This window comes from Agromyces litoreus (assembly GCF_040496015.1).
In the GTDB taxonomy this organism is placed as follows: Bacteria; Actinomycetota; Actinomycetes; order Actinomycetales; family Microbacteriaceae; genus Agromyces; species Agromyces litoreus.
Genome location: NZ_JBEPKA010000022.1, coordinates 1 through 13397, shown reverse-complemented (window position 1 = coordinate 13397; position 13397 = coordinate 1). Strand labels below are relative to the sequence as shown.

Sequence of the window (13397 nt, the reverse complement as noted above, 5' to 3'; positions counted from 1 at the left end):
GATCAGGACCGCTCGGCGAGCATGCCCTCCATCAGCTCGATCTCGGCCTGCTGGCTCAGGATGATCGACTCGGCCAGCGACACCACGACCGGATAGGTCGAGCGGTCGAGCACGGCCTCGGCCATCTCCACGGCGCCCTCGTGGTGGAGGATCATGAGCTCGAGGAATCGCCGCTCGGCTGCGACCCCGTCGAGTTCGCGCAGTCCGGCGAGCTGCTCGGCCGTGGCGAGCCCCGGCATCGGCTCGCCGGCCACGTGGGCCGACCCGTCGTCGCCGTGGTCGTGGCTGCTCCCGTCGAGCGCCGGCCGGGTCATCCAGGTCATCGACGGCTCGGGGCCGGCCTGGGGCAGGCCCCACTCGGCGAGCCATCCGTACATCTGCCCGGACTGCTGCGCCTGCGCGGTCGCGATGTCGTACGCGAGCCGGCGCACCGCATCGTCGTCGGTCGCGTCGCGCACGATCATGGCGAGCTCGACGCCCTGCTGGTGGTGGACCTGCATGTCGCGGGCGAAGCCCGACTCGGCGCTCGCGTTCGCGGGCGCCTCCTCGCCGAGCGTCGAGAGCCGGCCGAACGAGAACGCGACCGCCGCGACCGCGACCACCGCGACCGACGCCGCGATCACGGCCGCCCAGCGGCCGACCCCGCCGCGGCGACCGCCATCGGCCCGATCGGGATCGCCGTCGCTCACGCGACCTTGCCCGGTGCGTCGATCCCGCCCGTGCAGAAGGCCCCGGGCTCCGGCACGTCCTGGCTCTGCCAGTACTCCTCGACGTACTCGCCGATGCGCGGGTCGTCGACCGCATCGACCTGCAGCTGCGAGTTCCACCCGCTCAGCACGATCGCCGAGGGCAGTCCCTCGAACGGCGACAGGATCACGTAGGTGCTCGGAAGCAGCGCTCGGAGCGCGTCGACGTCCTCGTCGGAGAGCGACTCGGGGTCGTAGGTGACCCAGATCGCGCCGTGCTCGAGCGAGTGCACGGCGTTCTCGTTCGGCACCGGCTCCTCGTACACCCCGCAGTTCAGCCAGACGGGATTGTGCTCGCCGCCGGCGGGGGGCGTCTGCGGGTAGTCGACGGCGCCCTCGACGTGCGACGAGGCGTTCTCGAACGTCTCGACACCGTCGATCTCGGCCCCGGTGCCCCCTGCCGTGTAGTCGGGGCGCTGCGGCGTGAGCGCGATGGAGCCGACGACGAGGGCGATGATCGCGACCCCCGCGGCGACCGATCCCCAGATCGCGATGCGGCGGTTGCGCTTCATGCGCGCCTCCCGCCTGCGGTGCTCCTCGAGCTTGCGCTCGCGCTCCGCTGCGCGCTGCTGCTTGACGCTGGGCTTCCGACCGGGCTGGGACGCGCTCACGCGGGGCCTTCCTCGTCTGGGGAGTTGGGGATGGAACCATCCGACCGCAGTCGACTGGGAGAACGCCGTCAGGGCGGGTGTGCGGGATGTTCCACCGGCGCCGCCGTGGCGTGCCGATCGATCCCGGTTCCGCGGGTCTAGCATGCGGGTGTCGGCATGGGGGCGACCTCGTGCGGGCCGGTGCTCCGGCCCGGGTCGGCGGGCCGGCGGGGGAGGTCGACGCATGGCCGAGGGCACGGACGCCGTCACTGCGGACGCCGAGGACGGCCCCGACGCGGGGCGCGGCAGCGGACTCAACCGGCGGGTGATCGCGCTCGCCGTCGCCGGCGCGGTCGGCGGGTTCCTGTTCGGGTTCGACTCATCGGTGGTCAACGGCGCGGTCGACGCGATCGAGCAGGAGTTCAGCCTGTCCGCGGGCCTCACCGGGCTCGCGATCGCGAGCGCGCTGCTCGGCTGCGCCGTCGGCGCCGAGCTCGCCGGACGGCTGGCGGACCGGTTCGGACGCATCCCGGTGATGATCATCGGCGCGAGCCTGTTCCTCGTCTCGGCCATCGGGTCGGGCCTGGCGCTCGGGGTGTGGGACCTCATCGCCTGGCGCGTCATCGGCGGCATCGGCATCGGCATCGCGTCGGTCGTCTCGCCGGCCTACATCGCCGAGATCTCGCCGCGGCGCGCCCGGGGTCGGCTCGCGTCGCTGCAGCAGCTCGCGATCGTCTTCGGCATCTTCACCGCACTGCTCTCGGACGCGCTCTTCGCATGGGCCGCCGGCGGCGCCGCCGAACCGCTCTGGTTCGGGCTCGGCGCCTGGCGGTGGATGTTCCTCGCCGGGATCGTGCCGAGCATCGCGTACGGGCTCATCGCCATGTCGCTCCCCGAGTCGCCGCGGTTCCTCGTGCGGCAGGGGAAGGAGGACGAGGCGCGCACGGTGCTCGCGCGGATCCAGCCCGGCGAGGTGGAGCGCGCGGTGCGCGACATCCGCTCGAGCATGAAGGCCGACGCGGAGGCGGCGCAGGCGAAGGGGGCGCTGCGGGGCCCGGTCATGGGCCTCCGCGGCATCGTGTGGATCGGCATCCTGCTGTCGGTGTTCCAGCAGTTCGTCGGCATCAACGTGATCTTCTACTACTCGACGACGCTGTGGAGCGCGGTCGGGTTCGGCGAGTCGAACGCCTTCGCGATCAGCGTGTTCACCTCCATCACGAACATCCTCGTCACCTTCGTCGCGATCGCACTGGTCGACCGGGTGGGGCGCCGTCCGCTGCTGCTCGTCGGGTCGGCCGGCATGGCGATCTCGCTCGGCACCATGGCGCTCGCGTTCGGCAACGCGAGCGGTTCGGGGGAGGACCTCACCCTGCCCGGCGCCTGGGGACCGGTCGCACTGGTGGCCGCGAACCTCTTCGTGGTGTTCTTCGGGTTCTCGTGGGGCCCGCTGGTCTGGGTGCTGCTCGGCGAGATCTTCCCGAACCGCATCCGAGCCCGGGCGCTCGGCCTCGCCGCCGCCGCGCAGTGGATCGCGAACTTCGCGGTGACGGTCACCTTCCCGCTGCTCGCCGACGTGTCGCTGCTCATGACCTACGGCCTGTACGCGACGTTCGCGGCGCTGTCGTTCTTCTTCGTGCTCGCGAAGATCCCCGAGACGAACGGGATGTCGCTCGAGGAGTCGGACACCCTGCTCCCGCCCCGCAGGTCCGCCACCCGCTAGGCTGGCCGCGTGAGCTTCTCGTGCCGGTGTTGTCGTCGCTAGGCAGGCGACCCCTCCCATCGCGTCACGCGCCGACCGCGCGCCGCTCGACGCATCCGACACCAAGGAACGAACTCCGGTCATGAAGTACGCAGCCCACATCACCGATCTCGTCGGCGACACGCCGCTCGTGAAGCTCAACCGCGTCACCGAGGGGGTGACCGAGGCGACGGTGCTCGTGAAGCTCGAGTACGTGAACCCCGGCGGCTCCTCCAAGGACCGCATCGCGCGGAACATCATCGACGCCGCGGAGCGCGAGGGGAAGCTGGAGCCGGGCGGCACGATCGTCGAGCCGACCTCCGGCAACACCGGCGTCGGCCTCGCCCTGGTCGCCCAGGAGCGCGGCTACCGGTGCGTGTTCGTGTGCCCCGACAAGGTGTCGGAGGACAAGCGCAACGTGCTGAAGGCCTACGGCGCCGAGGTCGTGGTGACCCCGACCGCGGTCGCCCCCGACAGCCCCGAGTCCTACTACGGGGTGTCGGACCGGCTGGCGCGCGAGATCCCCGGCGCGTTCAAGCCCGACCAGTACTCCAACCCGAACGGACCGCTCTCGCACTACGAGACGACCGGCCCGGAGATCTGGCGAGACACCGACGGGAAGGTCACCCACTTCGTCGCGGGCGTCGGCACCGGCGGCACCATCACCGGCACCGGCCGGTACCTGCGCGAGGTGTCGGGCGACTCGGTGCGCATCATCGGCGCCGACCCCGAGGGCTCGGTCTACTCGGGCGGCACCGGCCGGCCCTACTTCGTCGAGGGCGTCGGCGAGGACTTCTGGCCGTCGGCCTACGACCCGAGCGTGCCGCACGAGGTCATCGCCGTGACCGACGCCGAGTCGATCGCGATGACGCGCCGGCTCGCGCGCGAGGAGGGCATCCTCGTGGGCGGCTCGAGCGGCATGGCGGTCGTGGCGGCGCTGAAGGCCGCGTCGCGGCCCGAGGTGACGAAGGACGACGTGTTCGTCGTGCTGCTGCCGGACTCGGGCCGCGGCTACCTCGGCAAGATCTTCAACGACAAGTGGCTGCGCGCGTACGGCTTCGGGAACGCACCGGCCGGGCACACGATCCGCGACATCCTCGAGGCGAAGGCCGACCGCACGGCGCCGCTCGTCTACGTGCACCCGAACGACACGGTGCGCGAGGCGATCGACCGGATGACCGAGGCGGGCGTCTCGCAGCTCGTCGTGCTCTCGGCCGAGCCGCCCGTCGTGCTCGGCGAGGTCGTCGGGGCGCTGCACGAGGAGGCCCTGCTCGAGCAGGTGTTCTCGGGGCGTGCGAAGCTCACCGACGAGGTCTCGGCCGTCGTCGGCGAGCCGCTGCCGCTCATCGGCGTCACCGAGCCGGTCGCGACCGCCCGCCAGGCGTTCGGCGAGGCGCCGGCGATGCTCGTGACCGACGGCGGAAAGGCGCTCGGCGTGATCACCCGCGCCGACCTCCTCACCTACCTCTCCTCCTGACGTTTCTCAGGAGGAACGCGCGGACATGGCATCGGCCCGCGCGTGATTCAAGTTCAGAGACTTCATCTCCAACCGAAAGGACGGCGAGCACCGTGGACCTTCCTGAGAACGGCATGCGCTTCGACACGCGGGCCATCCACGCCGGACAGGCCTTCGACCCCACCACCGGCGCGGTCATCCCGCCGATCTACCAGACCTCGACCTACGTGCAGGACGGCATCGGCGGCCTCCGCAGCGGGTACGAGTACTCGCGCGGCGGCAACCCGACCCGGACCGCGCTCGAGTCGCAGCTCGCGGCGCTCGAAGGCGGCGTCCGCGGCCTGTCGTTCGCCTCGGGCCTGGCGGCCGAGGACGCACTGCTGCGCACCGTGCTGCAGCCCGGCGACCACGTCGTGATCGGCAACGACGTGTACGGCGGCACGCACCGCCTCATCCGCCGCATCTTCGGCGACTGGGGCGTGCGCCACACGACCGTCGACACGAGCGACCTCGCCGCCGTGCGCGCGGCGCTCGAGCTCGGCACCACGAAGGTGCTCTGGGTCGAGACGCCGTCGAACCCGCTCATGAAGATCTCCGACATCGCGGCACTCGCCGAGCTCGGCGACGAGGCCGGGATCCTCGTCGTGGTCGACAACACGTTCGCGAGCCCCGCGCTCCAGCAGCCGATCGGGCTCGGCGCCGACGTCGTCGTGCACTCCACGACCAAGTACCTCGGCGGGCACTCGGACGTGGTCGGCGGCGCCCTCGTGTTCGCCGAGGGGCAGGAGGAGCTCGCCGAGCGCGCCGCCTTCACGCAGTTCGCGGCGGGCGCCGTGTCGGGCCCGTTCGACGCGTTCCTCACCTCGAGGGGCATCAAGACCCTCGGCGTGCGGATGCAGCGGCACAGCCAGAACGCGCTGGCGATCGCCCGGCGGCTCGAGGAGCACCCCGCGGTCGCCCGCGTGCTCTACCCGGGCCTCGCCTCGCACCCCGGGCATGCGCTCGCCGCGCGCCAGATGTCCGGGTTCGGCGGCATGGTCTCGATCGACCTCGAGGGCGGGGCCGCAGCGGCACGGCGCTTCGCCGAGTCGACGTCGGTGTTCCAGCTGGCGGAGTCGCTCGGCGGGGTCGAGTCGCTCGTGAACTACCCGTCCGAGATGACGCACGCCTCGGTGAAGGGCACGGAGGCCGAGGTGCCGGAGTCGATCGTGCGGCTCTCGGTGGGCATCGAGGACGTCGACGACCTGCTCGCCGACATCGATCGCGCCCTCGAGCAGCTGTAGCCGAAGGCCCGCGGCCGCGTTGGCAGGATCTGCACGAACCCTGTCGTTTCTGCCAGCGCGGCCGGCCGCGGCATCCGACACGATGATCCCGTGAGCACGAGGACACTGGACATCGCGCCGGCATCGGCGGCGACCGCACCCGCCCGTGGCCGTCTCGGCCTGGGGCAGGGCACCGCCCTGTACGTGGCGAGCGTGCTCGGCACCGGCATCCTCGTGCTCCCCGGGCTCGCGGCCCAGGCCGCGGGGCCCGCGTCGATCGTCGCGGTCGCCGCGGTGCTCGCGCTCTCCATCCCGCTCGCCGGGACCTTCGCGGCGCTCGCCGCGCGCTACCCCGATGCCGGCGGCGTCGCGAGCTACGTGCGCCGCGCGCTCGGCGGCACGGCCGCCCGGATGACCGGGTACTGGTTCTACTTCGGTGTCTGCGTCGGCGCGCCCGTCGTGGCCGTGCTCGGCGGCGAGTACGTCGTCGCGGTGCTCGGGGTCGACCGCTCGGCCGTGCCGGTGATCGGCCTCGCCGTGTTCGTGCCGCCGTTCCTCGCGAACTGGTTCGGCGTCCGCGTCGCCGGCTGGGTGCAGTTCGTGCTCACCGGCCTGCTGCTCGCCGTCGTCGTCGGCGTCGTCTCCGTCACCTTCCCCGCGGCCGATCCCGCGAACCTCACGCCGTTCCTGCCGAACGGCTGGGCGGGCGTGGGCGTCGCGATCAGCCTCTTCGTCTGGGCGTTCGCCGGATGGGAGGTCGGCACGCACATCGCGGGCGAGTTCCGCGATCCGCGGCGCACCATCCCCCTCGCGACGGGCATCGCGATCCTCGTCGTCGGCGGGGGATATCTCGCCCTGCAGGTGGCCACCGTCTCCGTGCTCGGCGACGCCGCCGGCGGGAGCCAGGTGTCCCTCCTCGACCTCGTCGAGTCGACCGCGCCCGGCGTCGGCTCGGTGCTCGTCGCGATCGTCGCCGCGATCGTCACGCTCGGCGTCCTGAACGCCTACCTGCCGGCGTTCGGCAAGCTCGGCGCGGCGCTCGGGCGCGACGGCGACCTGCCCGCGTTCTTCGCCAAGGGCGCGGAAGACGGCGCGGTGCCACGGCGTGCGCTCCTGCTCACGGCGGCGCTCATCCTCGTCTACTTCGGGCTCATGCTGCTGAACGGACTCGAGCTCTCGACGTTCATCCTGATCCACACGAGCAACATGGTGAGCATCTACGCGCTCGGCATGCTCGCCGCGACGATGATCCTGCGCCGCTGGTCGTTCGGCTGGTGGCTCGCGGTCGTCGCGACCGTGCTCACCGCCGGGCTCCTGGTGCTCGCCTGGCAGAACCTGTTCGTCCCGCTCGCCCTCGCCGGCGCCTCCGTCGTCGTGACGCTGGTGCGGCGCGCACGGGCACGCAAGCGGCTGGGAATCGGCGCCACCCCCGCCGGTCGGCTGGCGGGCGAGGTGCGATCGGGGTGAGGATGGTGGGCATGACCGCCCACGCCTATGCGCTCGCCGACGGCAACACCATCCCCGCGATCGGCCTGGGCACCTACGGATTGAACGACCAGACGGGCGTCGACGCGATCGTCTCGGCCATCCGCGACGGGTACCGGCTCATCGACACGGCGTACAACTACGGCAACGAGGAGGTCGTCGCCGAGGCGATCCGCCGCGCCGAGGTCGACCGCAGTGACCTCTTCGTCACGACGAAGCTCCCCGGGCGGCACCACGGCGTCGACGAGACGCTCGCGAGCTTCGAGCAGTCCCGCCGCCGACTCGACCTGGACTGGGTCGACCTCTACCTCATCCACTGGCCGAACCCGAAGCGCGACCGCTACGTCGACAGCTGGCGCTCGATGATCAAGCTCAAGGAGCGCGGCGTCGTCCGCTCGATCGGCGTCTCGAACTTCACGCCGGCGATGCTCGACCGCCTCGCCGCCGAGACGGGCCTCATGCCCGTGGTCAACCAGGTCGAACTGCATCCGTACTTCCCGCAGGCCGAGCTGCGCGCCTACCACGCCGAGCACGCCATCCGCACCGAGAGCTGGAGCCCGCTCGGCAAGCGCACCGACCTGCTCGCCGAGCCCGTGCTGACCGAGATCGCCGAGCGCCACGAGGTCACCCCGGCGCAGGCCGTGCTCGCCTGGCACCTGGCGCTCGGCTGCGTGCCCATCCCGAAGTCGGCCGACGCCGAGCGCCGTCGGGCGAACCTCGACGTCTTCGACATCGAGCTCGACGAGGCCGAGGTCGAGGCGATCTCGGGCCTCGAGCGCGGGCGGATCTGGGGCGCCGACCCCGAGACGCACGAGGAGCTCTGAGCGGCGCTCCCGGGCCCGCGCCGGCGCAGGCGGACGCGTCGGGCGGATGCCGGCGGGCGGACGTAGGCTCGATCAGGTGACCGAACGCTCCGTCCCGGCGCCCGCCGACGACCCGGCCTCGCGCGACCGCGAGTCGTCCACCGACCCCGGGGCGCCGGTCGACGACGGCGCACCGGTCGTCGAGGCCGGCCCCGGCGCGCCCGCGGGCGGCGTCTTCGCACCCTCCTGGCGGTGGCTGTCGCTCGGCATGTTCTCGCTGGTCTTCCTCGCGGCGTTCGAGGTGCTCGCCGTGACGACCGCGATGCCGCTCGTCGCCGCCGACCTCGACGGCGAGCGCCTGTACGCGCTGGCGTTCTCGGTCCCGCTCGCCGCGGGCGTGATCGGCATGGTCGTCGCGGGCAACTGGAGCGACCGTTCGGGTCCGCTGCCGCCGCTGCTGGCCGCCGGCGGGCTCTTCGTGACGGGCCTCGTGATCGCGGGCCTCGCGCCGAGCATGCCCGTGCTGGTCCTCGGGCGGCTCGTGCACGGCATCGGCGGCGCGGCGGTCATCGTGCCGCTCTACGTCATCGTCGCGCGCGTCTATCCCGCATCGGTGCGTTCGCGCGTCTTCGCCGGGTTCGCGGCGGCCTGGGTCATCCCGTCGATCGTCGGGCCGGCCATCGCCGGGTACGTCGCCGAGCACGTGGGCTGGCGGTGGGTCTTCCTCGGGGTCATCGCACTCGTGCTCCCGGCCGCGCTCATGATGCTCGCGCCGCTGCGCCGCGTGCTCGACCGCGTGCAGGGCGACCGCACGGTGCCGTGGAGCCGGCGGCGACTCGGCTGGTCCCTCCTCGCCGCGGCCGCGGCGCTCGGGGTCGGCGTCGCGGCCGGCCTGGCCGAGCCGTGGCGGTGGGTGGTGGCCCTCGCGTCCATCGCGGTGACCGTGGTCGTCGTGCGGCCGCTGCTGCCGACCGGCACCCTCCGGGCCGCGCGCGGGATCCCGGCGACGGTGCTCGTCCGGGCGGTCGTGGCGGGCGCGTTCTTCGGCAGCGAGATCTACCTGCCGAAGCTCCTCATCGAGCGCGACGGACTGCCCGCCGGCCTCGCCGGCGCCGTGCTCACGGGCGCCGGCATCTCGTGGGCGGCGGCGTCGTGGCTGCAGGGTCGCCTCGACGCCCGCCTGTCGAACACCGAGGTCATCCGGATCGGCGCGGTGACGCTCGCCACGGCCGTGGCGCTCGTGCTGCTCATCGCCGTGTTCGCGCTTCCGCCGTTCGCCGCGTTCGTCGCGTGGACGCTCGCAGGCGCCGCGATGGGCTTCATGTACCCGAGGTTCTCGGTCGCCGTGCTCGAGCAGTCGGCGCAGCGGGAGCAGGGCTTCAACAGCGCGGCGCTGTCGATCGGCGAGTCCCTCGGCGCGGCGATCGCGCTCGCGGTGACCGCGCTCGTCGCGACGGCGACCGCGAGCGTGCCCTTCACGCCCGAGTTCGCCGTGACGCTGGCCATCGCGGTCGTGGCCGTGGTGCTCGCGCCCCGGGTCCGCCCGCAGGGCGGGCGACCGAGCAGCGCCGTTCGCTGAGGCCGGTGTTCATGTGACCGTCACATTTGTGACGGTCACATTGCCGCATCCGCGTGCATAATGGTCTGGCCGAACCGTGTGACCGTGAACATGCCGACATCGATCGAGGTCCCCGTGCCAGAGACGTCCGAGGAGCGCCCGAAGGGTCGCCCGCCGAGCATTCGCGATGTCGCGCGCCTCGCCGGGGTGTCGCACCAGACGGTCTCGCGCGTGCTCAACCACCATCCGAGCATCCGCCCGGAGACCAAGCAGCGCGTGCTCGACGTGATGGCCGAGCTGCAGTACACGCCGAACCGCGCCGCGCGGGCGCTCGTCACGAGCCGGTCGCGCACGATCGGGATCCTCTCGTCGTCGAGCACGCACTACGGGCCCGCCTCGAGCATCGCGGCCATCGAGGCCGCGGCCCGCGCTGCCGGGTACTGGGTGAGCACCGCGAACATCGAGTCCTCGGATGCCGAGTCGATCGCGGGCGGGCTGGCGCACCTGCGCGCCCAGGGGATCGAGGGCCTCGTCGTGATCGCGCCGCAGGTCCGGGTCTTCGACACGCTCGCCGACCTCTCGATCGACCTGCCCTACGTGACCCTGCAGTCGACGGGCCGCGACCCGGCGCACACGCTCTCGGTCGACCAGATCGCCGGCGCGAGGCTCGCCACGCGGCACCTGATCGAGCGCGGTCACCGGGCGATCTACCACCTCGCCGGCCCGCAGGACTGGATCGAGGCCGAGGCGCGCATGCGGGGGTTCCTCGACGAGATGGGCGCGCACGACGTGCCGACGACGGCCCCGATCCTCGGCGACTGGACGGCCGACTTCGGCTACTACGCGGGCCGCGAGCTGCTCACGGTGCGCGACTTCACCGCGATCTTCTCGTCGAACGACCAGATGGCGCTCGGCGTCATGCACGCCGTGCGCGACGCGGGCCTCGAGATCCCGCGCGACGTGTCGATCGTGGGCTTCGACGACATCCCCGAGGCCGGCCACTTCTGGCCGCCGCTGACCACCGTGCGACAGGACTTCCCCGAGCTCGGCCGCCGGTGCGTGGCCCTGCTCCTCGGCGACCTCGACCCGTCGGCGCCCGAGTACCGCGGCACGATCGTGCCCGAGCTCATCGTGCGCGACACGGTCGGCCCGCCCGCGTTCTGATGGCGTGCCGCCCCGGATCGGGCGGGGAGGGCGCGAAACCGGCGCGTTACCGTTCCGTGACCTTCCACTGTTGACAGGTCCGGGAAACCTGTGGCTAACATGGCTCTCGCGATGTGAACGGTCACATGGGACGTCACATCCGAACGGTTCCACCGCCCATGGCGACGCACCCGCGACGAAGGAGTCCACGTGATCGACACGACCGCCCCGCGACGGCCGGTGCGCGCATGACCAGCCGCACGACGAGCTTCGGGCCGCAGGTCGAGGTCGCGATCGCGCGGACCAGGGCCGAGGTGGCCCGCCTGCACGGCGAGCTGACCCGGTACGGCCTCGTGGTCTGGACAGGCGGCAACGTGTCGGGCCGGGTGCCGGGTGCCGACCTGTTCGTGATCAAGCCGTCAGGCGTGAGCTACGACGACCTCGCGCCGGAGAACATGATCCTGTGCGACCTCGACGGCGAGGTCATCGCCGGCACCCCGGGCGCCGAGCGGTCGCCCTCGAGCGACACGGCGGCGCACGCCTACGTGTACCGGAACATGCCCGAGGTCGGCGGGGTCGTGCACACGCACTCGACCTACGCCACGGCGTGGGCGGCGCGGGGCGAGGAGATCCCCTGCGTGATCACCGCGATGGCCGACGAGTTCGGCGGGCCGATCCCGATCGGCCCGTTCGCGATCATCGGCGACGACTCGATCGGTCGCGGCATCGTCGAGACGCTGACCGGGCACCGCAGCCGTGCGGTGCTGATGCAGAACCACGGCCCGTTCACGATCGGTTCCAGCGCACGCGACGCGGTCAAGGCCGCGGTGATGGTCGAGGACGTGGCCCGCACGGTCCACCTGGCCCGCGAGGCGGGCGAGCTGATCCCGATGCCCGAGGAGGCGATCGACCGGTTGTACGACCGGTACCAGAACGTGTACGGCCAGGCGTCCGACGCCCGCCGTGCGCCGCACAAGTGAACACCTGAAAGCCTGCGGCATCCCGTGTCCCGAGGATGCCGAAGGGGAGCCGGTCGTCATGGACGAGGCCGGCTTCCGCACCCCCGTCACGAGACGACGACGTCCATGACCACACAGTGAAAGGACACACCGTGAACACCACGAAGAAGGTGCTGCTGGCCACCCTGGCCGCCGGTTCGATGCTCGCGCTCGCCGCGTGCTCGGGCGGCACGGGCGGCGGCGACGGCGGCGGCGACGGCGGCCTGATCGGCGTCGCGATGCCCACGAAGAGCTCGGAGCGCTGGATCCAGGACGGCGACGCCGTCAAGGAGCAGCTCGAGGAGCAGGGCTTCTCGGTCGACCTGCAGTACGCCGAGGACGACATCCCCACCCAGGTCTCGCAGATCGAGAACATGATCACCAAGGGCGCCGAGGCGCTGATCATCGCCTCGATCGACGGCACCACGCTCTCCGAGGTGCTGCAGAACGCGGCCGACGCCGACATCCCGGTCATCGCCTACGACCGCCTCATCCGCGACTCCGAGAACGTCGACTACTACGCGTCGTTCGACAACTACGTCGTCGGCGTGCAGCAGGCCACCTCGCTCCTGGCGGGCCTGGGCCTCACCGACCTCGAAGGCGCAGAGGCCGCCGACGCGCCCGAGGGCCCGTTCAACATCGAGCTGTTCGCCGGTTCGCCCGACGACAACAACGCCACGTTCTTCTGGAACGGCGCGATCGACACGCTGCAGCCCTACATCGACGAGGGCACCCTGGTCGTGAAGTCGGGCCAGACCGAGTTCGAGCAGGCCGCCATCCTCCGTTGGGACGGCGAGGTCGCGCAGAGCCGCATGGAGGACATCCTCGTCTCGACGTACTCGGACGGCTCGAAGGTCGACGCGGTGCTCTCGCCCTACGACGGCCTCTCGCGCGGCATCATCTCGGCCCTCACCGACGCCGGCTACTCGGTCGGCGACGAGTGGCCGGTCATCTCGGGCCAGGACGCCGAGCTCGACTCGGTGAAGGCGATCAACGCGGGCGAGCAGTACTCGACCATCTTCAAGGACACCCGCAACCTCGCGGCCGTGGCCGTGGACATGGCGACCGCCCTGCTGAACGGCGAGGAGCCCGAGGTCAACAACACCGAGGACTACGACAACGGCGTGAAGGTCGTGCCCTCGTACCTCCTCGAGTCGCAGATCGTCGTCGCGGACAACATCACCGAGGTCCTCGTCGACTCCGGCTACTGGACCGAAGAGGAGATCAACGGCTGAACCGGCCGCTGATCCCGAACGGATGAACCACCGCGTGTCGGGACCTGCGGCGGGAGTACTCTCGCCTCAGGTCCCGGCCGCGGCATCCGCCACCCGGCCGGCCCCACACCGGCGATGGAGCAGGAGCAAGGGATGACCAACCACATTCTCGAGATGCGCGGCATCACGAAGACCTTCCCCGGCGTCAAGGCGCTCGCGAACGTCAACCTCGGCGTGGAACGCGGCGAGGTGCACGCGATCTGCGGCGAGAACGGCGCGGGCAAGTCCACGCTCATGAAGGTGCTCTCGGGCGTCTACCCGCACGGCACCTACGACGGCGCGATCGTCTTCGAGGGCGAGGAGGTCGAGTTCAAGGACCTCACCGACTCCGAGGCCAAGGGCAT

Annotated in this window: 12 protein-coding genes; 10 read left to right on the top strand and 2 right to left on the bottom strand. The window is 71.8% G+C overall.

Annotation, left to right across the window (positions count from 1 at the left end):
- Positions 1 to 2 precede the first annotated feature (2 nt).
- Positions 3 to 689, bottom strand: a complete 687-nt coding sequence (locus tag ABME01_RS14455; RefSeq protein WP_353829127.1) for a DUF305 domain-containing protein — start codon at positions 687 to 689, stop codon at positions 3 to 5.
- Entirely contained in the window at positions 686 to 1357 is a 672-nt protein-coding gene (locus ABME01_RS14450) for a DUF3105 domain-containing protein (RefSeq protein WP_353829126.1), read from the bottom strand. Before ABME01_RS14450 ends, ABME01_RS14455 begins: the two co-directional genes overlap by 4 nt.
- A 223-nt stretch (positions 1358 to 1580) precedes the next feature.
- On the opposite strand from ABME01_RS14450, the gene ABME01_RS14445 reads away from it, so the two are divergent.
- The 10 genes from ABME01_RS14445 to ABME01_RS14400 form a co-directional block, all read left to right on the top strand.
- Positions 1581 to 3056 (top strand): sugar porter family MFS transporter, encoded by a 1476-nt coding sequence (locus ABME01_RS14445; RefSeq protein ID WP_353829125.1) that lies wholly within the window; start codon positions 1581 to 1583, stop codon positions 3054 to 3056.
- Positions 3057 to 3177: 121 nt separating this feature from the next.
- Positions 3178 to 4551, top strand: coding sequence for a cystathionine beta-synthase (locus ABME01_RS14440; RefSeq protein WP_353829124.1), 1374 nt, complete (start codon positions 3178 to 3180; stop codon positions 4549 to 4551).
- 113 nt (positions 4552 to 4664) lie between these two features.
- The gene (locus ABME01_RS14435) at positions 4665 to 5813 is read left to right on the top strand and encodes a cystathionine gamma-synthase (protein ID WP_353829162.1); all 1149 of its coding nucleotides are present in this window, start codon (positions 4665 to 4667) and stop codon (positions 5811 to 5813) included.
- Positions 5814 to 5903: 90 nt separating this feature from the next.
- Complete coding sequence (locus ABME01_RS14430; protein WP_353829123.1) at positions 5904 to 7259, top strand: APC family permease; 1356 nt, start codon at positions 5904 to 5906, stop codon at positions 7257 to 7259.
- An 11-nt stretch (positions 7260 to 7270) separates the two neighbouring features.
- Positions 7271 to 8101 (top strand): aldo/keto reductase, encoded by an 831-nt coding sequence (locus tag ABME01_RS14425; RefSeq protein ID WP_353829122.1) that lies wholly within the window; start codon positions 7271 to 7273, stop codon positions 8099 to 8101.
- Positions 8102 to 8177: 76 nt separating this feature from the next.
- A complete protein-coding gene (locus ABME01_RS14420) occupies positions 8178 to 9659 on the top strand; it encodes an MFS transporter (RefSeq protein ID WP_353829121.1) in 1482 nt (493 codons plus the stop codon).
- A 90-nt stretch (positions 9660 to 9749) separates the two neighbouring features.
- Positions 9750 to 10802: a LacI family DNA-binding transcriptional regulator gene (locus tag ABME01_RS14415; protein WP_353829161.1), complete on the top strand. Its 1053-nt coding sequence runs from the start codon at positions 9750 to 9752 to the stop codon at positions 10800 to 10802.
- Between the two features lie 227 nt (positions 10803 to 11029).
- On the top strand, positions 11030 to 11761 hold the full coding sequence (locus ABME01_RS14410; protein ID WP_353829120.1) for an L-ribulose-5-phosphate 4-epimerase: 732 nt from the start codon (positions 11030 to 11032) through the stop codon (positions 11759 to 11761).
- 179 nt (positions 11762 to 11940) lie between these two features.
- Positions 11941 to 13014, top strand: coding sequence for a multiple monosaccharide ABC transporter substrate-binding protein (chvE, locus tag ABME01_RS14405; RefSeq protein ID WP_353829160.1), 1074 nt, complete (start codon positions 11941 to 11943; stop codon positions 13012 to 13014).
- A gap of 132 nt (positions 13015 to 13146) precedes the next feature.
- The coding region (locus ABME01_RS14400) for an ATP-binding cassette domain-containing protein (RefSeq protein ID WP_353829119.1) at positions 13147 to 13397 on the top strand (251 nt) is incomplete at its 3' end.